This window comes from Streptomyces griseofuscus (genome assembly GCF_014673495.1).
GTDB classification, from domain to species: domain Bacteria; phylum Actinomycetota; class Actinomycetes; order Streptomycetales; family Streptomycetaceae; genus Streptomyces; species Streptomyces murinus.
In genome coordinates, this window is record NZ_CP051006.1 from 4,796,305 (window position 1) to 4,814,876 (window position 18,572).

At 70.9% G+C, this 18,572-nt stretch carries 20 protein-coding genes; 12 read left to right on the forward strand and 8 right to left on the reverse strand.

Annotated elements, in window-relative coordinates:
- Nucleotides 1-54: 54 nt before the first annotated feature.
- Together HEP81_RS21500 and purU are read left to right on the forward strand one after the other, a co-directional pair.
- Nucleotides 55-555 (forward strand): SCO4402 family protein, encoded by a 501-nt coding sequence (locus HEP81_RS21500; protein ID WP_078967678.1) that lies wholly within the window; start codon nucleotides 55-57, stop codon nucleotides 553-555.
- A gap of 126 nt (nucleotides 556-681) precedes the next feature.
- Entirely contained in the window at nucleotides 682-1,563 is an 882-nt protein-coding gene (purU, locus tag HEP81_RS21505; protein ID WP_037662215.1) for a formyltetrahydrofolate deformylase, read from the forward strand.
- A gap of 55 nt (nucleotides 1,564-1,618) precedes the next feature.
- Here purU and HEP81_RS21510 read toward each other — a convergent pair whose 3' ends face one another.
- Both HEP81_RS21510 and HEP81_RS21515 read right to left on the reverse strand, forming a co-directional pair.
- Entirely contained in the window at nucleotides 1,619-2,134 is a 516-nt protein-coding gene (locus tag HEP81_RS21510) for an EF-hand domain-containing protein (protein WP_037662213.1), read from the reverse strand.
- A gap of 168 nt (nucleotides 2,135-2,302) precedes the next feature.
- The gene (locus tag HEP81_RS21515) at nucleotides 2,303-2,677 is read right to left on the reverse strand and encodes an STAS domain-containing protein (RefSeq protein ID WP_037662211.1); all 375 of its coding nucleotides are present in this window, start codon (nucleotides 2,675-2,677) and stop codon (nucleotides 2,303-2,305) included.
- 350 nt (nucleotides 2,678-3,027) lie between these two features.
- On the opposite strand from HEP81_RS21515, the gene HEP81_RS21520 reads away from it, so the two are divergent.
- Nucleotides 3,028-3,639 (forward strand): RNA polymerase sigma factor, encoded by a 612-nt coding sequence (locus HEP81_RS21520; RefSeq protein ID WP_037662209.1) that lies wholly within the window; start codon nucleotides 3,028-3,030, stop codon nucleotides 3,637-3,639.
- Nucleotides 3,636-4,886: a maleylpyruvate isomerase mycothiol-dependent enzyme family protein gene (locus HEP81_RS21525; RefSeq protein WP_172636932.1), complete on the forward strand. Its 1,251-nt coding sequence runs from the start codon at nucleotides 3,636-3,638 to the stop codon at nucleotides 4,884-4,886. Before HEP81_RS21520 ends, HEP81_RS21525 begins: the two co-directional genes overlap by 4 nt.
- Nucleotides 4,887-4,947: 61 nt before the next feature.
- Here HEP81_RS21525 and HEP81_RS42170 read toward each other — a convergent pair whose 3' ends face one another.
- From HEP81_RS42170 to HEP81_RS21545, 4 genes are all read right to left on the reverse strand, one after another.
- Nucleotides 4,948-5,190, reverse strand: a complete 243-nt coding sequence (locus HEP81_RS42170; protein ID WP_078967677.1) for a DUF397 domain-containing protein — start codon at nucleotides 5,188-5,190, stop codon at nucleotides 4,948-4,950.
- A gap of 89 nt (nucleotides 5,191-5,279) precedes the next feature.
- Nucleotides 5,280-6,131, reverse strand: coding sequence for a helix-turn-helix domain-containing protein (locus HEP81_RS21535; RefSeq protein WP_037662203.1), 852 nt, complete (start codon nucleotides 6,129-6,131; stop codon nucleotides 5,280-5,282).
- Nucleotides 6,132-6,153: 22 nt separating this feature from the next.
- A complete protein-coding gene (locus HEP81_RS21540; protein ID WP_037662201.1) occupies nucleotides 6,154-6,687 on the reverse strand; it encodes a DUF6879 family protein in 534 nt (177 codons plus the stop codon).
- Nucleotides 6,662-6,919 (reverse strand): hypothetical protein, encoded by a 258-nt coding sequence (locus HEP81_RS21545; RefSeq protein WP_037662238.1) that lies wholly within the window; start codon nucleotides 6,917-6,919, stop codon nucleotides 6,662-6,664. Before HEP81_RS21545 ends, HEP81_RS21540 begins: the two co-directional genes overlap by 26 nt.
- 166 nt (nucleotides 6,920-7,085) lie before the next feature.
- Between HEP81_RS21545 and HEP81_RS21550 the strand changes: the two genes are divergently transcribed.
- The gene (locus HEP81_RS21550) at nucleotides 7,086-7,988 is read left to right on the forward strand and encodes a D-alanine--D-alanine ligase (RefSeq protein WP_051850579.1); all 903 of its coding nucleotides are present in this window, start codon (nucleotides 7,086-7,088) and stop codon (nucleotides 7,986-7,988) included.
- A gap of 1 nt (nucleotide 7,989) precedes the next feature.
- On the opposite strand, the gene HEP81_RS21555 is transcribed toward HEP81_RS21550, so the two are convergent.
- Nucleotides 7,990-9,513 carry a class I adenylate-forming enzyme family protein gene (locus HEP81_RS21555; protein ID WP_398738252.1) on the reverse strand — a complete coding sequence of 508 codons (1,524 nt, stop codon included), beginning with the start codon at nucleotides 9,511-9,513 and terminating at the stop codon, nucleotides 7,990-7,992.
- A gap of 107 nt (nucleotides 9,514-9,620) precedes the next feature.
- Between HEP81_RS21555 and HEP81_RS21560 the strand changes: the two genes are divergently transcribed.
- The 4 genes from HEP81_RS21560 (at nucleotide 9,621) to HEP81_RS21575 (ending at nucleotide 13,864) form a co-directional block, all read left to right on the forward strand.
- Nucleotides 9,621-10,817 (forward strand): amidohydrolase family protein, encoded by a 1,197-nt coding sequence (locus HEP81_RS21560; protein ID WP_037662195.1) that lies wholly within the window; start codon nucleotides 9,621-9,623, stop codon nucleotides 10,815-10,817.
- Complete coding sequence (locus HEP81_RS21565) at nucleotides 10,817-11,950, forward strand: acyl-CoA dehydrogenase family protein (RefSeq protein ID WP_037662193.1); 1,134 nt, start codon at nucleotides 10,817-10,819, stop codon at nucleotides 11,948-11,950. The genes HEP81_RS21560 and HEP81_RS21565 overlap by 1 nt, the downstream gene beginning before the upstream one ends.
- Before the next feature lie 2 nt (nucleotides 11,951-11,952).
- On the forward strand, nucleotides 11,953-12,849 hold the full coding sequence (locus HEP81_RS21570; RefSeq protein ID WP_037662190.1) for an acyl-CoA dehydrogenase family protein: 897 nt from the start codon (nucleotides 11,953-11,955) through the stop codon (nucleotides 12,847-12,849).
- A gap of 541 nt (nucleotides 12,850-13,390) precedes the next feature.
- A complete protein-coding gene (locus tag HEP81_RS21575; RefSeq protein ID WP_037662188.1) occupies nucleotides 13,391-13,864 on the forward strand; it encodes an ATP-binding protein in 474 nt (157 codons plus the stop codon).
- A gap of 309 nt (nucleotides 13,865-14,173) precedes the next feature.
- On the opposite strand, the gene HEP81_RS21580 is transcribed toward HEP81_RS21575, so the two are convergent.
- Nucleotides 14,174-15,100 carry a cyclase family protein gene (locus HEP81_RS21580; RefSeq protein ID WP_037662187.1) on the reverse strand — a complete coding sequence of 309 codons (927 nt, stop codon included), beginning with the start codon at nucleotides 15,098-15,100 and terminating at the stop codon, nucleotides 14,174-14,176.
- A gap of 86 nt (nucleotides 15,101-15,186) precedes the next feature.
- Between HEP81_RS21580 and HEP81_RS21585 the strand changes: the two genes are divergently transcribed.
- From HEP81_RS21585 to HEP81_RS21595, 3 genes are all read left to right on the forward strand, one after another.
- The gene (locus tag HEP81_RS21585; RefSeq protein WP_037662185.1) at nucleotides 15,187-16,101 is read left to right on the forward strand and encodes an SDR family NAD(P)-dependent oxidoreductase; all 915 of its coding nucleotides are present in this window, start codon (nucleotides 15,187-15,189) and stop codon (nucleotides 16,099-16,101) included.
- Between the two features lie 115 nt (nucleotides 16,102-16,216).
- On the forward strand, nucleotides 16,217-17,359 hold the full coding sequence (locus HEP81_RS21590; protein ID WP_037662183.1) for an acyl-CoA dehydrogenase family protein: 1,143 nt from the start codon (nucleotides 16,217-16,219) through the stop codon (nucleotides 17,357-17,359).
- Entirely contained in the window at nucleotides 17,359-18,411 is a 1,053-nt protein-coding gene (locus tag HEP81_RS21595; RefSeq protein WP_037662179.1) for a Zn-dependent alcohol dehydrogenase, read from the forward strand. The genes HEP81_RS21590 and HEP81_RS21595 overlap by 1 nt, the downstream gene beginning before the upstream one ends.
- Nucleotides 18,412-18,572: the final 161 nt, after the last annotated feature.

An 18,572-nucleotide genomic window follows, 5' to 3' on the forward strand; every position in this document is an offset into this window, starting at 1 on the left:
CCCGGGTGAATTGCGGGGGTCGATGCGGCGCGCGGGCCGATGAACGTACGATCGGTGACCGTGCAAGGTTCGGAGAACTCTTCCCGTCGCGGCCGTCGCTCCTCCACCATGGGCGGCATGCCTCTGAACGACATGCCGTGGTGGCGCTGGCGCACACATGTGCGATCGGCTCTGCACATGCTCTCCGACCCCGTCTTCCAGCGGGACGTCTGGCTGGCCGGCGTCGACGGCTACGGCGACGTCACCGACGCCGTGTACCGGCTGGTGGAGGACACCTGGCTGGACAACTGGTCGGCGGAGAAATACGTGGGCACGATCTTCCGCGACTCGCAGGAGGCGGCGCTCGTCGACACCGCCGTGCTGCGGGTGCTGCGGATCATGCACCAGGTCGGCCCGGACGCGCCGGTCTCCGCCTACGTCGACCATCCGGGCTGGCCGGAGGCCGTGCGCGCGGCGAGGGACGCGCATGTGCGGATGGCGGCGAGCGACGGCGAGGAGCCGGACACCCCGCCGAAGAGCCTGGAAGTGCTGCGGATCGTGACGCGGTCCGCCTGATCGGGGCTCGGTCCGCGTGATCGGGGCCCGTCCGCGTGACCGTGGCTCGGTCCGCGTGACCGTGGCCTGGTCCGTTCAGCGGACGCCGACCCCGTCGCCGGGGCCGTGTGTGGGACCCTGAGTCGCATGAACGAGCAGTCCGCGCCCGCCGCCGCCCCGGCCGACCAGTACGTCCTCACCCTGTCCTGCCCGGACAAGAAGGGGATCGTGCACGCCGTGTCCAGCTATCTGTTCATGACCGGCTGCAACATCGAGGACAGCCAGCAGTTCGGCGACCACGACACGGGCCTGTTCTTCATGCGCGTCCACTTCACGGCCGAGGAGCCGGTCACCGTGGACAAGCTGCGCGCGAGCTTCGCCGCGATCGGTGACTCCTTCCGCATGGACTGGCAGATCAACCGGGCCGACGAGAAGATGCGCATCCTGCTGATGGTCAGCAAGTTCGGGCACTGCCTGAACGACCTGCTGTTCCGGGCCCGGATCGGCGCGCTGCCGGTGGAGATCGTCGGCGTGGTCTCCAACCACACGGAGTTCGAGGAGCTGGTCGGCTCCTACAACGTTCCGTTCCACCACATCCCGGTCACCAAGGACACCAAGGCGGAGGGCGAGGGCCGGCTGCTCGACCTCGTCCGCGAGGAGCGGGTCGAGCTGGTGGTGCTCGCGCGCTACATGCAGGTGCTCTCGGACGATCTGTGCAAGCAGCTCAGCGGCCGGATCATCAACATCCACCACTCCTTCCTGCCGAGCTTCAAGGGCGCCAAGCCGTACCACCAGGCGCACGCCCGGGGCGTCAAGCTGATCGGCGCCACCGCGCACTATGTGACGGCCGACCTCGACGAGGGGCCGATCATCGAGCAGGAGGTCGAGCGGGTCGGGCACGGGGTGACCCCGGACCAGCTGGTGGCGATCGGCCGGGACGTGGAGTGCCAGGCGCTCGCGCGCGCGGTGAAGTGGCACGCGGAGCGCCGGATCCTGCTGAACGGGCGCCGTACGGTCGTCTTCGCCTGAGCCGAGCCGTCTTCGTCTGACCCCTTGACCGGTTACCGGGCCGCTGTTCGTAGTCTCACTGCTCGGCGATGGTGAAGTAGCGCGCGAACGCCGGTACGACGTCCCGCTCGTCGATCTCGCCGTCGCCGTCGGTGTCCAGGGCCGCGGCGACGGTCCCGGCGATCTCCTGGGGCACCTGGCACACCCGCAGCAGCCGCGCGGTGTCCTCGACGGTGACCCGGCCGTCGCCGTCGGCGTCCGCGACGGCCAGCGCCGCGTGCAGGAAGGGGCGGGCGATCTCGGCGAACCGGTCGGGGTTGTCGCGCAGCCGCTTGACCGCGCCGCCGACGAACTCCTGGCGGGTGATGCGCTGATCCCCGTCGCGGTCCGCGATCCCGGCCATGCCCTGCCAGAACGCCTCGGCACCGGCGTACAGCGCCTGGCCCTTGTCGGAGCGCGCGGTCACGGCGAACTCGGTGAGCAGCGCCTTGGCCACCGAGTTGAAGTCCTCGCGGGCGATGAATCCATTGCCGTCCTGGTCGAAGGTGGCGAACCGGGCGGCGATCCTGCGCTCGTACTCGGTGCTGACCATGTCTGTTCGTGCCGCCTTACGTGCGTGGGGGGTGATCTGGTGTTACTCGCACGGAGCGTACGGCGTGGGTGACGGCAAAGTGACGGAAAACAGTGGGTTGTGCCAAGACTGGGGGAATTCCGCGACACGGCCGACGAGGACGTGGTCGGGCGCGCCGGGCACGGTGGCTCAGGCCGACAGGGGATCCGCTTCGTCGGTCGTGGCGGCGTCGAGGTCCGGGTGGCAGTCGAAGAGGCGGCGCACACCGAGCGCGCCGAGCACCCGGTTGACGTGTGAGCCCTCCTCGGCGCCCCGGTCGGGCAGGATCAGCCGCAGCTGGCCCTGGCAGGAGCGGATCAGCCGGCGGGCGGCGATGAGCACGCCGACGCCGCTGGAGTCGCAGAAGAAGACGTCGGAGAGGTCCACGACCAGGCTGTGGTGGCCCTCGGCCACGACGTCGTGCACGCGTTGGCGCAGCACCGGCGAGGTCATGAGGTCCAGCTCGCCGCGCACTTGGAGCACGGCCCATTCGCCTTTTTCGACGCCGGTCACATTGAATGCCACGGCCCAGCCCCTCCGCTCGCGGGTTCTCCCGGAACCGCCCGGAACCGGAAGCCGTTCCTACGTTTCATTCCGCGCGGCTGCCCAGCCGCGTTTCCCTGAAACTCAATGCGGCAAACAGCACGTGATCGATTAGGGGCTTGTTTCAGTCACTAGCGATCCGCTTCGATCAGATATACACGTACCGTCTGTGGGGAAAGTGTGAAGGGGGCACTATCACCTGCGGCGCTCCCGCGGTGCGCTTTGACACAAAGAGACGTGCCTTGTCGGTGGTGCCGACTACATTCGGGACAACGGACGCACGGTCGCACGGACACCGGCGGGCCGGACGACGGGCGAGGGGAGGGGACCCCATGGCCAAGATGGACGCGCCACCACGCTGGGACCGCAAGATGCAGCAGCGGCTCGCCCGCGGTGAGGCGGCCGCCCTGGGTGAGGCGTACGACCGGTTCGCCTCCCTGGTGCACAGCCTGGCCCACCGTGTCCTCGGCGACGAGAAGGCCGCCGACGCCGTCACCCGCGAGGTCTTCGCCCATATCTGGGAACACCCCGAGACGTACGACCCGAAGCGGGGCCCGCTGCGCACCTGGATCGCGGCGGTGACGCACCGGGTGGCCGTCCAGCGCCTGCGCGACCGGGAGGAGCGGAGGCGGGACGAGGGACCGGACGGCGCCGAGGACCTGCTGGGCGGCGAGGAGGATCTGATGGGCGGCGAGGAGGACCTGGAGAGCAAGGTGCGCCGTGCCTCCGTGGCCGCCCGCGCCGACTACATCGTGCACTCCATGCCGGTCCCGCTGCGCCGCGCTCTCGAACTGGCGTACTTCCAGCGCCGCGACTACCGCCAGACCGCCGCCGACCTCGGCGTCACCGAGGACGAGGCGCGCCGCCGGCTCCGCCTCGGCCTGCAACTGCTGTCCACCGCCCATGACGCGGGGGCGCCCCCGGGTTACGGCGGTGCGGCATGAGCGGCGCGGAGGAGTTCCGGGTGGAGTTCGGGGAGCCCCGTGAGCGGCGGATACCGACGCCCCGCGCCTCCGTGGAGGACGGCGGCCGCCCGCTGCCCGATCCCGCCGGCCGGGGCGAGGACGTGTCCGTGCCGCTCGTTCTGCCGCACGACGTGCTGAAGTCGCTGCTCGGCGCGTGGGCGCTGGCCGCGTGCTCGGCGGCGGAGACGGACGCGGTGGAGCACCACCTGGGCGACTGCGGTGCCTGTGCCGACGAGGCCCGTCGGCTGCGCGAGGCGGTCGGCCTGCTGCACCAGCCCGAGACCCTCGACCTGGACCCGGCGCTGCGCACCCGCGTCCTGGACGCCTGCCTCGACCGCCGGCCACCGCGCATCCCGGTACCGGAGTGGGCCGCGCCGTACGACGCGGAGACCGCCCGCCTGGACGCGCTGCTCCAGGACTTCGGCGACGCGGAATGGCATGCGCCGGTGCGGCTGCGGTGGTTCGAGGACGACGCCCAGACGACCCGCCGTACGACCGTCGCGGGTGTGATCGCGCACCTCCTGGCGGTCGACGGGGTGATCGCGACGGCACTCGGCCTGGACGACCCGCTCGGCCACGCGCCCGGGGCGGCGGGCCCGTCGGTCCGCACCGAGGCGTACTGGCGGTCCACACCCTTCCCGCAGACCCGCGCGGTCCACGCGCCCTGGCGCGAGCAGACCCACGCCCTGGTGCGGACGGTCTCCTTCACCGGAGGCAGCGCACGCGGACTCACCGTCCCCTACGGCGGCTTCGAACTCCCCCTGCACGACGCGATGCTGGACCGCGCGTTCGGCTGCTGGGTGCACGCGGAGGACATCGCGGACGCGGTCGACTATCCGTACCGCCCGCCGGCTCCGCGCCACCTGAACAAGATGATCGACCTCGCCGTGCGCCTCCTCCCGGGCGCCCTGGCCGCCCGCCGCCGCTCCGGCCTCTCCACCCCGCCCCGCACCATCCGCCACTTGACCCCCGCCGGCCACCCCGGCCGCACCCTCCGCCTGGAGATCGAGGGCCCCGCCGGCGGCAACTGGCTGATCCCCCTCGACTCCCCGTCCGCCACCCCCTCCACCGACTGGGAGGTCGCCCACGTCGCCCTGGACTCCGTCGAGTTCTGCCACCTGGCCGCGGGCCACCTCCTCCCGGAGGAAGCGGCGGCGGGCCAACTCGGCGACAAGGAGGCGATCAGGGATGTGCTGTATGCGACGGCGTCGTTGAGCAGGATGTGACACAGGAAAGGGCGCCCGGCGGAGTACGTGCCGCCGGGCGCCCTTCGCTGTTCTGCGCGTCCTACGAGAACTGGTGGAGGAAGTCCATCCAGGTCTCGTGGGAGAAGGTGAGGAGGGGGCCGTCGTCCTGCTTGCTGTCACGGACGGCCCGGCCGGCGGGGGCTGCGGAGATCCTCGGGGAGAAGGGCTGAGCCCTGCGCCACCGAGGCTCCGACGCCCGCTGGTGCCCCTGGGCCAAACGCAACCGCGCGGCCAACCACCGGCTGCCGATCCTGTGCGACGAGGCGTGCTGGCAGAGCACCACGCATCCCTACCGACCACATTGGGAAACCGCCGACAACGTGGTACGGCCGTACGTGCTCAAGCATTGAGGACGTACGACCGGCACCGGCGTCAGCCCAGCGCGTCGATCGCCTTCACGATCAGGGCACGTGCCTCGGCGCCGTAGACGGCCATGCTCCGGAGCTGCTCGAACGCCTTTACATAGAGCGCGATCTCGGAGGGCTGGGTGATGTTCACCTCGGCGGAGACCAGCTCTACAGAGGCGAGGGTGTCATCGTGCACGTGGAACGTTTCCTTCGGCCACATCGAGCGCTCACGGGTGGCTGTCGGAACGATGCCGAACGACACCTGCGGGAGCGCGCCGGCGGTGAGGAGATAGCCGAGCTGGGCGGCCATCGCCTCGGCGTTGCCGAGTTGGTAGTAGAGAACCGCTTCCTCAATGAGGAACACGTACCGGTGGCCGGGCTCATGGATCACCTGTGACCGGCGCACACGTGCCGCGGCAGCCTCCATGGCGTCGTTGGGCACTTCGCGGAAGCGGGCGTCGATGCTCAGCAGAGCCTGTGCGTACCCCTCGGTCTGGAGAAGCCCCGGGACGAGGGTCGGGGAGTACACGCGCAGCAACTCGGTTGACCGGTAGAGCTCGACGTAGCTGTCCTGGAGCCTGGCCAGTCCCGCCCGCACCCGCTGCTGCCACTCGCGGTACAGGGACTCCGCGTGCTGTGAGGCGGCGATCAGATCGGCCGCCTGGTCCGTGGCGCCGCTCGCACGACACCACAGGCGGATATCGGTCGGAGAGGGAGGTGTGCGGGCGTTTTCGATGCGCGACGTCTTGGCGTGGTGCCAACCGCACTCGTTGGCCAGCTCGGTGACCGTCAGGCCTGCACTCCTCCTCAGATCACGCAGTCGCCGGGCCACGTTCTGGCGGGCGGCTTGCGCGGAGGAGGATGGAGACGTGGTCATGAACTGGCCAACGACACTTCTGTCAGTGGATCTCGTAGATCTCGTGGGGGACGGCGCGTTCCCAGACTGCCTCGAAGGCGTCCGAACACTGCTTGACGATACCCGGCTCGGAACGCAACTCCAATGGCGGGTCGGCCCATTCGCCCACGCCGGTGAAGTGATTGAAGAGAACCTGCGTCCCGTCGAAGATCCACAGATCCGCGCCCGGCAGCATCAGATCGACCGCGCGCGGGCGCGCCAACCACCGCACCTGCTCGCCGGCCACAATGTTGACCACCGTGCCCGCATGCTCATAACGGATGTAGTCGGTGACCGGCTCGGAGACGACGCGTGCACGTCGTACGACCACGCCCCGGGCGACTGCACGGGAGATCAGGTCCACCCAGGGCGACCAGTACTCCGAGGCGGGGTCAAGGTCCCTGTGGCCCGTGTCGAGCCACGCGTTGAAGTCGTCGGCCTCGTCGCCGACCGCGTACTGGTCACGCATTTCGAGGTGGACCGCCGAGTGCTGGACGGCCTCCATCAGTTCGTCAAAGCTGGGCACGTTCTGCGGCATCGCAGGCCCCCCTCAGCATCGGCACCAGGCGGGCCGGAATCCGGATCACGCTCTCATGGTCGGGAATGCCTTTCGCGTGCCCAGGCGCGGTGTTCTGCACGCACTGCCCTCGCGTCGCTTCGTCGGCCGTGTAGCTCTGGATCACGATGTCCGCGTTGGCCTCGTCCACCCACACGGTAGGTGATCCGCTCTGCCCGGTGTTCGGGTCGACACCGATGAACTCTAAGCGCATGACCATCTCCAATACTGCTCCTCGTGCGCCGATGTGCATCAACTTCCCTGTCTCGCAGGAAGGTTGTCAAGGTCAAGAATCGGCTACATCACTCGTTGGGTGGGTTGTATGCACATTGGCGCACATCGCTGGCCGCATCGCTCACCGTCTCTCTAACGTGAGCGTCATGAGACGGGCTGCCGACCGCGGCTTCAACCACCGCCAGGCGCTGACCGAGGAGTGGCTCCGAACCCGGGTTCTCACCCGTGTGTCCGGCGTACGATTCCTCCCCTACCAGGTGCGGCAGATGAGCCGCGAGCACCTCCCCGTGATGCTTCGCCGGGAGGGCAGAAAGGGCACGGCCCGCATCGCCGTGGATCTGGTGAAGGTCTCCGCGCGGTGGCGCTGCCTGCCCTTCCACTACTTCCGCTACGGCGCATACGGACGTGGGATGTCCGCGGAGGCGGTGCGCGCGTTCCTGCCGGAGACCGTCCTGTTCCATCGGCTTCTGCCCCATGTGAACCGGGACACCGTCGCCCTGGACGACAAGACGTCCTGCAAGAGGATCCTGGCCTCGGCGGGCATCCCGCAGCCGGAGTTGATCGCGAGTGGCGACCGCCGCATCGGAACCACCGCTGACGGCGAGGCGGTATCACTGACGGACGTCCTCAACCTCGCTCGTGGCTCCGGGCGCGTGGTGGTCAAACCCGCCCGCTATTCCAGCGGGGGATCGGGCGTCGTCATCGTGCGGCCCGGCGAGGACGGCTTCGACCTCTCGACCTACGCGCATCAGTGGGGCACATGGCTGGTGGAGCGGCATGTCCCGCAACACCGCGATCTGGTCATGCTGAACCCCTGTGCGGCGGAGGCGAGCTGTTCTTCGAAAACCCTGCCCAGGACTTCAAGCCCCCTTCCGGCACCCTGGTCGCCTTCCCCGCCACCCGCGACCACATCCACGGCGTTCGCCCGATCACGAGGGGCGAGCGCGTCACCCTTGTCGTACGCACGGATGCTGAAGTGGCTGGAGCGCGCTAAGACAACGGTCTCGAAAGACGTGAGGGTGCGGAGCTGTCGCAGATCGGCACCCTGAATTACGACGGTTCGAACCGCTCGCGCAATTTGTGCTTGAGTACCTTCCGCAGCGTCTCGTTCCGCGGCAGCTCCGCCACCACCTCCAGCCGCTCGGGAAGCTTGTGCGTGGCCAAGCCGTGCGTGCGGAGGTATGACACGACCTCCGGCAAGGTCAACTCTGATGCGCCCGGACGGCGTTCCAGTACCGCGCACACCAACTCACCCCGCTCCGCGTCCGGCAGACCTATCACCGCCACGTCCCCCACCCCTGGATGTCCGTGCAGCAGGTCCTCGATCTCCTTCGCGGAGATGTTCTCGCCCTTGCGGATGATCACGTCCTTGGCGCGGCCGGTGAGGACGAGGTGGCCGGTGGGGGTGAGGTGGCCGAGGTCGCCGGTGGGGAGGTAGCCGTCGGGGGTGAAGGGGGAGTCGGAGGCGCCGAGGTAGCCGTGGCAGACGGCCTCGCCGCGCAGGTGGATCTCGCCGTCCACGATGCGGATGTCCATGCCCGCGGGTGGGCGGCCCTCCGTCGTGGCCAGGTTGGCGGGGGTGTCCGCGGGGTCGCCCATGGTGATCATCGGGGCCTCGGTCATGCCGTAGCCGTGGGTGAGCTGGACGCCCAGTTCGCGGACCACCTGGTGGTAGAGCTCGGGCGGCTTGGGGGCGCCGCCGCCCGCGAGGAGGCGGAGGGTGGGGATCAGACGGGTGCCGGGCCGCTTGCGCTGTTCCGTGAGGAAGAGGGAGTAGAAGGCGGTGGAGCCGCCGGCCACCGTCACCCCGTGGCGGCGGTACTCCGGCAGGGAGTCCGGGAGCGCGAAGTGTTCCAGGAGCAGCGCCGGGACGCCGTACAGCAGCAGCATCACCAGGTAGTCCGCGCCGCCCACGTGCGCGTAGGGGAAGGCGATCGAGCCGACGTCGTCCGGGCGCAGCCGCAGCGCGTGGGCCAGGCAGGAGCCCGCCGCGATCAGGGAGCGGTCGGAGTGCAGGACGCCCTTGGGGGCGGAGGTGGTGCCCGAGGTCCAGTAGATCCAGCGGACCTGGGTGCCGGAGGGGGGTGGGGAGGGGAGGGTGGAAGGGTCGCCGGTGGGGAGGGTGTCGTAGGCCGGGAAGACGCCGGGGGCGCCCAGGCGGTGGGCCATCGCCGTGTGGTCGTGGCCGCGCCACACCCCCGGGACCGCGAAGAACGAAGCCCCCGAGCGCCGTAGCGCGAAGGCCACCTCGCGGTCCCGGTAGAAGGGGATCAGCGGGGACTGGACGGCGCCGAGGCGGGCCAGTGCCAGGGACAGTACGGCCGTTTCGATACGGGTCGGCAGCTGCCAGACCACCACCGTGCCGGGGCACACCCCCATGGCGTACAGGCCCGCCGCCACCCGCTCCGCCCGCGCGCACAGTTCGCCGAAGGTCAGCGAGCGGGACGACTGGAGGAAGACCGGGCGGTCGGGGGTGAGGGCGGCTCGGCGGGCGGCCAGCTCCCACAGGGTGCGGGCACAACTCAGGGATAGTGCGGTCTCGTTCACGGATGCCAGAGGGGACGGGGCTTCCATGGTCGTCGCCTGCCTTGCCGCCCGGGACAGTTTACTGACGGGGTGTCAGGTATGTGGCATGCTAGCTGACGTAGCGTCAGACAGGACCGGTCCGGCGGAGGGGAACCATGGCGAGCGAACTGCCCCGCATCATCAGCGTCGACGACCACGTGATCGAGCCCGCCCACCTCTTCGAGACCTGGCTGCCGGCGAGGTACCGGGAGCGGGGGCCGCAGCCGCTCACCGCCGGGATCGGTGAACTCGCCTATGTGGGCGGGAAGTACCAGATCTCCATGGATCCCGAGGGGCCCGCGACGGACTGGTGGATCTATGAGGACCTGAAGTTCCCGTACAAGCGCAACATCGCCGCCGTCGGCTTCGACCGCGACGAGATGACCCTGGAGGGGATCACCCGGGAGCAGATGCGACAGGGGTGCTGGGATCCCACGGCGCGGCTGGCGGACATGGATCTCAACCATGTGGAGGGGAGCCTGTGCTTCCCCACCTTCCCCCGCTTCTGCGGGCAGACCTTCGCCGAGGCGCACGACAAGGAGGTCGCCCTCGCCTGTGTGCGCGCCTACAACGACTGGATGGTGGAGGAGTGGTGCGGCGACAGCGGGGGGCGGCTCATCCCGCTGTGCCTGATCCCCTTGTGGGACGTGGAGTTGGCGGTCGGGGAGATACGGCGGAACGCCGCGCGCGGGGTGCGGGCCGTCACCTTCTCCGAGATCCCGACGCACCTCGGGCTGCCGTCCATCCACACCGGCTACTGGGATCCGTTCTTCGCCGTCTGCCAGGACACCGGCACGGTCGTCAACATGCACATCGGCAGCAGCTCCCAGATGCCCGCCGCCTCCCCTGACGCCCCGCCCGCCGTCCAGGCCTCCCTCAGCTTCAACAACGCGATGGCCTCGATGATGGACTACCTCTTCAGCGGGGTCCTGGTGCGCTTCCCGAAGCTCAAACTCGCGTACTCCGAAGGGCAGATGGGGTGGGTGCCGTACGCCCTGGAGCGCGCCGACGACGTGTGGGCCGAGCACCGGGCCTGGGGCGGGGTGCGCGATCTGGTGCCCGAGCCCCCGTCGACGTACTACTACCGCCAGATCTACTGCTGCTTCTTCCGCGACAAGCACGGCGTGGCCTCGATCGACGTCGTCGGCCGTGACAACGCCACCTTCGAGACCGACTATCCGCACGTCGACTCGACCTTCCCGCACACCGAGGAGGTCGCCCTCGACCATGTGCGCGGCCTGGACGAGGAGACCGTGTACAAGCTGATGCGCGGCAACGCCATCCGCATGCTCGGCCTCGACCTGGACCGGTGATGGACCTCTCCGACACCCCGCAGGAGGCGCGGTTCCGGGCGCGGCTGCGGGAGTGGCTCGCCGAGGTGCTGCCCGCCCTGCCGCCGAAGCCGGACCCCGCCGACTGGCCGGGGCGGCGCGCCTACGACCTCGGGTGGCAGCGGAGGCTGTACGACGCCGGGTACGCCGACGTCCACTGGGACGCCTCCCCGGCGCTGCGGATGATCTTCCTGGAGGAGTCGGAGAAGGCGGGCGCGCCCTATGTCGGGGCGAACTTCGTCGGGCTGCTGCACGCCGGTCCGACCGTCGCCGCCGAGGGCACCGAGGCCCAGCGGGCCCGCTGGCTACCGCCGATCCTGCGCGGCGAGGAGGTGTGGTGCCAGGGGTTCAGCGAACCGGACGCCGGCTCCGACCTCGCGGCGCTGCGCACCCGCGCCCGCCGGGACGGCGACGACTACGTGGTCACCGGCAGCAAGATCTGGACCTCGCACGCGGAGGTCGCCGACTGGTGCGAACTCCTCGTCCGCACCGACCCGGACGCGCCCCGCCATCGGGGCATCACCTGGCTCGCGATGCCGATGGACGCCGAGGGGATCACCGTACGGCCGCTGCGCACGCTCGCCGGGTCCGCCGAGTTCGCCGAGGTGTTCCTGGACGAGGTGCGGGTACCGGCCGCCAACCGGGTCGGCGCGGAGAACGACGGCTGGCGCGTCACCATGGTCACCCTCTCCTTCGAGCGCGGCACCGCCTTCGTGGGGGAGGTCGTCGCCTGCCGCCGCGTCCTTCGCCAACTGGCGCGTACGGCAGGGGAGAACGGCCGCTGGGACGACCCCGCGCTGCGCCGCAGGCTCGGCCGGCTCGACGGCGAGTTCCGCGCGCTGTGGCGGCTGACCCAGTGGAACGTCAGCGAGGCGGCGGCCGGCGGGGGAGTGCCGGGGGTCGGCGGTTCCGTCTTCAAGCTGCGGTACTCGGGGGCACGGCAGGAGCTGTACGACACCGCCGCGGCCGTCCTCGGTCCGGACGCCCTCGACCTGGACCGGCCGTGGGTGCTCGACCGGCTGTCCTCGCTGTCGTACACGATCGCGGCCGGCACCTCGCAGATCCAGCGCAACATCGTGGCCGAGCGGATGCTGGGGCTGCCGAAGGGGAGATGAGGGTGCGGTTCCAACTGAGCGCAGATCAGATTGAGTTGAAGAAGGGAGTACGGGGGCTGCTGGAGCGGCGGTTTCCCCGGGAGGCGCTGCGTGCGGCCGTCGACGCCCCCGGACGGCTCGACCGGGAGCTGTTTCGGGCGCTCGGGGCGGCCGGGTTCTTCGCGCTCACGCTGCCGGAGGCGGCGGGCGGGGTGGGGCTCGGGCGCCCCGAGGCCGTGCTCGCCTTCGAGGAGGCCGGGCGGGCGCTGCTGCCGGGCCCGTTGGTGGCCACGCACCTCGCGGCCGGCGCCGTGGCGGGCGCGGCGGACGGGGAGACGGTCGTGGCCGCCGTCGACGGGCGGCTGGTGGAGTGGCTGGACGCGGCCGATGTCGTACGGGGGGACGTCACCGGAGCCGTACCGCTGCGGTCGGTCGATCCGCTGACCCCTCTGCACCGGGTCCCGCACGCGGCCGCCGCCGATCCACTCGCCGCCGACTCTCCCGCCGCCGATCCCCTCGCCGTCCTCCTCACCGCGGCCGAACAACTGGGCAGTGCCGTACGGCTGAGCGAACTGGCGGTGCAACACGCCCGGACCCGCGAGCAGTTCGGGCGGCCGATCGGGGCGTTCCAGGCCGTCCAGCATCTGTGCGCGGACCTCCTGGTGCGCGCCGAGACCGCGCGGGCCGCCGTCTACGCGGCCGCCGTCACCGGGGACCCGGGCGACATCGCGGCCGCCCGGCTGCTCGCCGACGAGGCCGCCGTGCGCGGTGCCCGGGACTGCCTCCAGGTGCACGGCGGTATGGGCTTCACCTGGGAGGCGGACGTGCATCTGCATCTGAAACGGGCGTGGGTGCGTGCGCAGCGCAAGGGAGATATCACGGAGAGTGAGGAGTTGCTTGCCGCGAGATTGCTCGCCTGAGCGTTGCTGCCCTGCGCCGGAAGCGAAGCCATGGCCCAAGATGTCGCGGATCGTGGCCTCTCGGAATCACAGAGCGTTGATACCGGGTTGTGTCCTTCGTGAGGGCTCGTCACGGCCCGGAGTCGATGGGTGCTCCGGTACCTTGTGTGGGATGCGAGTGGCTGCGAACGCGGGCGATGCCGGCGGTGCCCTTGGGGCGGCGCCGGGACATCCGATGCGCGCCGCTGCTCGCGGGGTGGACCGGGGCAAGGCCCCCGGCTGTTCGACTCCCCGCCGCAAGCGTCGCACAGTATGCCCTACGCGTACTCCTTCGCGAGGGAATATGCCCGAAGCGCTTGTTGGGGTGACTGTACGTCAACCATGCTGTGAGGCAAGGAGATCACGTTCCGTGACCCTTGCTCTGGCTGTTGTCCAGGCCATGCAGGAAATGGCTACGATCGTGGCCCTCGTGATCGTCGTCACGGCTCGCGCCGGGGCGGTTCGGTGGCGCGGGGTCGCGGTCTCGCCGGTTCGGATGGTGTGAGCGGTGCAGGTGCTTCAAGTGCAGCTGGAGATCCGGCCCGACCCCGCAGAGGTGGGGCGTGCCAGGAAGTGGGCCCGCTCGCGGCTCGACGGGCTGGGCATAGCGGCCGACGAGCCGGTGGCCGAGACGCTGGTCCTGCTCGTCTCGGAGCTGGTGACCAATGCCGTGGTGCACACCGGCCGTCCGGCGGTCCTCAGGCTCTCCCTGCCGGGCGCCCACGCCCCCGCCGCGCCCTCGCCCACGGTGCGCGTGGAGGTCACCGACACCTGCTCGCGCGCCCCTGTGCCGCGCTGCGTCGGCGGTGACGCCACCGGCGGCCGGGGCCTCGCCCTCGTGGACTGCCTCGCCGACCGCTGGGGCTGGAGCCGCGAGGGTGGCGGCAAGAGCATCTGGTGCGAGGTGGACGGCGGCGCGCGCCGCGAGGAGAGCGCGGCGGTGGCGTACGGGGGCGGTCCCACCGCGTACGAGGATTTCGCCTTCGAAGCGGTGTGACCCCGGGGCGTCGCGGTGCGCCGGGGGATGCCTCCGTGCGCGGGCGTCGTGAACCGGCCGCATGTCCTGAATTGCCACCCCGGCATTGACGATCCGTGCTCGGCTGAACACGCTGGTGTGCGTCGATTCGCCGTGAGGGGACGGCGAGGGCCGGGCGGCGGCCAGGGGTCCTCGCCGAGAGCGGGTCGCACCGGACGGCGGCGCGGGCGTGCGGCGCAGGGGGGCGACCGCGCCGCCAACCGGCCCGCCGCCACCGTGCGTTGACTATCACGCGTCGACCATCACGCGCCGATCGTCACGCGTTGACCCTCAGAGGAGCGCCACCGGGGCCACCGGCGATCCCGTCGCGCCGACGAACGGTTCGGGCATCGCCGACAGCAGGAACGCGTACCGCCCACTTTCTCCACAGGCTGTGGACAACTCTTCCAGGTTCCAGTTCTGGCCCTGGAGCATCCCCATCTCCACCAGATGCAGTGCGTGCACCGGCAGCCATAGATTGTCGATCTCGGGCGGAAAGATCTCAAATGTGAGCGTGTCGTTGGCGACGGCGGCGACATCGCGGGCGTGGAACCACTCCGGCGTACGGATCGAAAGGCCGGGGGACGGATAGCCGTACCCGTGCCGGTCGCCGCCGAGATACACCCGCACCTGGCCGGTGCGCACCAGCACGATGTCACCGGCGCGCACCCGCACCCCGCCGAACTCCTCCGCCCGCGCCAACTCCTCCGGCGTGACCGCGTGCCCCCCGGCCAGCCGCGCCACGCCCAGTGCCGCCGCCACGTCCAGCAGCACACCGCGCGAGACGACCGGCCGTACCTTGTCGATCCCGGCGAACTCGGCGCCGCCGTGCGCGGTCACGGTGGCCGCGGGGCGGCCGTTGTAGAGCCGGCCGCCGTGCGAGACATGGGGCAGCGCGTCCCAGTGCGTGCCCGCCTGGAGGCCCAGGGTCGCGGCGTCGTCGCTGCACGCCACCGTGCCGGGCCCGAACAGCTCCTGGTTGAGCTGTGTCATCGCGTGCAGCGGATTCACCCGGCCGGGGATCACCCCCGTCTGCACGCCGTCATGGATGAGGGGCAGCGCGAGCGGGATACGACGGCCCGCGCGCACCTCGGCGACGGCGCCGCGCACCACCTCGTCGGTGATCAGGTTGAGCGTGCCGATCTCGTCCTCGGCGCCCCAGCGCCCCCAGTTGTTCACGCGCTCGGCGATCTCGTGGAACTCCTGCGGCAGTGCCATCCGGTGCCTCCCCGGGGCTTGTGTCCGCGCGTGAGCCGCGCCATAGAATCTAACGGACCGTCAGAAACCGCGGGAAGGGGCCGGGCGTGGGGAACTTCTTGGCAGGCAAGGTCGTCGCCGTCACGGGTGCGGGGCGGGGGATCGGCCGGGCGGTCGCGCTCGCGGCGGCGAGGGAGGGGGCGCGGGTCGTCGTCAACGACTACGGCGTCGCCACGGACGGCACCGCGCCCAGCAGCGAGGTCGCCGAGGCCGTGGTGAAGGAGATCGAGGCGGCGGGCGGGGAGGCGGTCGCGGTCGCCGACGACATCTCCACGATGGCGGGCGGACAGCGGGTCGTGGACACGGCGGTGGGCGCGTTCGGGCGGCTCGACGGGGTGGTGTGCGTCGCCGGGATCCTGCGCGAGCGGATGCTGTTCAACATGACCGAGGAGGAGTGGGACCCGGTCATCGCGACCCATCTCAAGGGCACGTTCACCGTCTTCCGGGCGGCCGCCGCGGTGATGCGGCGGCAGCGGTCCGGGACGCTGATCGGATTCACCAGCGGGAACCACCAGGGCTCCGTGTCCCAGGCCAACTACAGCGCGGCCAAGGGCGGGATCATCTCGCTGGTCCGCAGCGCGGCGCTGGGGCTGCACAAGTACGGGGTGACGGCGAACGCGGTGGCGCCGGTGGCGCGGACGCGGATGTCGGCGAACGTGCCCATGGAGCTGGCCGGGATGGGGTCGGCGGAGGATGTGGCGGCGCTGGTGGTGTATCTGCTCTCGGACCGGGCGGCGCAGGAGGGGATCACCGGGCAGGTGTACTCGGTGGCGGGGGCGAAGATCGCGGTGTGGGCCCAGCCGTGTGAGCTGCGCTCGGCTTATGCCGAGGGTGGGTCCTGGACGCCGGAGCGGATAGCGGAGTTCTTGCCGGGGGCGGTGGGGGTGGATCCGATGCCGATGCTGTCCCAGCTTTCGGGGATGGAGGAGGCGGCGAGGTCCCGGTCTCGGCCGAACGCCTAGTGGCTCGGGGGTGGTGGAGCATCGGCGGGTGCGGGTGCTTGGTGGTTGAGCGCGCAGTTCCCCGCGCCCCTTCAGGGCGCCTCAAGCAGCCGGATCGTCAGCGGAGGCGGGTCGTATGGATTTCGGGTTCAGTGAAGAGGACGAAGCCTTTCGAGGTGAGGCACGGGAGTGGCTCGCGGGCCATGTCGATCCGGTGGTCGGCCGCAGGGACTGGGAACGGACCCTCGGTAAAGACGGCTGGATCGGGCTCGGTTGGGGGGAGGGTGGGTTCGGCAACCGGACCGGGTCGCTCACCGAGCAGGTCGTCTGGGCCGAGGAGTACGCGCGGTCCGGTGCGCCGGCCAGGGCGGGGCACATCGGGGAGAATCTGTTCGCGCCGACGCTGATCAGGTACGGGACCGAGGAGCAGAAGCGGCGCTTCCTGCCGCCCGTCGCGGCCGGGGAAGAGCTCTGGTGCCAGGGGTACAGCGAGCCCGGCGCCGGTTCCGATCTCGCGGCGGTGCGGACGAAGGCCGTACGCGAAGGGGACCACCACCGGGTCACCGGGCAGAAGATCTGGACCTCCCTCGCCCGGGAGGCCGACTGGTGCTTCGTGCTGGCGCGCACCGAGGAGGGGTCGCGGCGGCATCACGGGCTGAGTTTCCTGCTCGTGCCGATGGACCAGCCGGGCCGCATCGAGGTGCGGCCGATCCGGCAGCTGACCGGGACCAGTGACTTCAACGAGGTCTTCTTCGACGGCGCCAGGGCGGAGCATGTCGTCGGCGCGGAGGGCGACGGATGGCGCGTGGCGATGAGCCTGCTCGGCCTCGAGCGGGGGGTGTCCACGCTGGCCCAACAGATCGGCTTCGCGGAGGAGTTGCGGGGGGTCGTGGAGACGGCCGTACGCTGCGGTGCCGTGTGCGACCCCCTGATCCGGGACCGGCTCGTGCGGCAGTGGGCCGAGCTGCGCACCATGCGCTGGCACGCCCTGCGCACCCTGGGCGGGGCGAACGAGCCCGCCGCGCCCAGCGTCGCTAAGCTGCTGTGGGCCAACTGGCACCAACGGCTGGGAGAGTTGGCCGTACAGGTGCGGGGCGCGCAGGCGGCCGCGGGGCCCAGCGAGTGGTCGGCCGAGGAGCCGTACCGGATCGACGCGGACCAGCATCTGTTCCTCTTCTCCCGGGCCGACACCATCTACGGCGGCTCGGACCAGATCCAGCGCACGATCATCGCCGAGCGCGTGCTCGGTCTGCCCAGGGAGTCGAAGGGGGTCGGGTGATGCGGGGTGTGGTGTTCGACGGCCGGCGGGTGCGGGTCGTGGACGATCTGGCGGTACGGGAGCCGGGGCCGGGCGAGGTGCTGGTCGCGATCGCGGCGGCGGGGCTGTGCCACAGCGATCTGTCGGTGGTGGACGGCACCATCCCGTTCCCGGTGCCGGTGGTGCTCGGGCACGAGGGCGCCGGTGTGGTGGAGGCGGTCGGCGCGGGGGTCACCCATGTCAGGCCGGGCGACCATGTGGCCCTGTCCACGCTCGCCAACTGCGGCACCTGCCCGGAGTGCGACCGGGGCCGCCCGACGATGTGCCGGCAGGCGCTCGGGCGCCCTGAGCGGCCCTTCACCCTGGCGGGGGCGGAGCCCGTCCATCAGTTCGCCGCCAACTCCGCCTTCGCGGAGCGCACCGTGGTCCGGGCCGTCCAGGCGGTCCGCATCCCCGGCGACATCCCCCTGGAGTCGGCCGCGCTGATCGGCTGCGGGGTGCTCACCGGGGTGGGCGCCGTACTGAACCGGGCCCGGGTGCGGTGCGGGGACAGCGTCGTCGTCATCGGCACCGGCGGCATCGGCCTGAATGTGCTCCAGGGGGCGCGGCTCGCGGGCGCCCTGCGGATCGTGGCCGTGGACGCCAACCCGGCGAAGGCGGCGATGGCCCGGGAGTTCGGCGCGACCGACTTCCTGACCTCGGTGGACGCGGTGCGGGAGCTGCTGCCGACGGGGGCCGACCATGTCTTCGAGTGCGTCGGCCGGGTGGAGCTGATCCGGCAGGCCGTCGACCTCCTCGACCGGCACGGCCAGGCGATCCTCCTCGGTGTGCCCCCGGCCGCCGCCGAGGCGTCCTTCCGCGTCTCCACCCTCTACCTGGACAAGTCGATCCTGGGCTGCCGCTACGGCTCCGCCCGCCCCCAGCACGACATCGCCCTGTACGCCGACCTGTACCGCCAAGGCCGTCTGCTGCTCGACGAGTTGGTGACCGCGGTCTACCCGGTGGAGGACTTCGAGAAGGCCCGGACGGACGCCAAGGCGGGACGGGTGGCACGGGCGGTGCTCACGTTCTGAGCCGGCGGGTGCCGGTCGGCCTGATCACGGTACGCGGCGGCGCGCGCCGCGACGCGAGGCCGGCCGGTTGGCGGACTTGCTTCCGCTCGCCGGATCGGAGAGCTCGCAGTTCGTCCGCCCACTGCGCAGGTGCGAGGCGATGGCGCTCTCCTTCGGCTGCG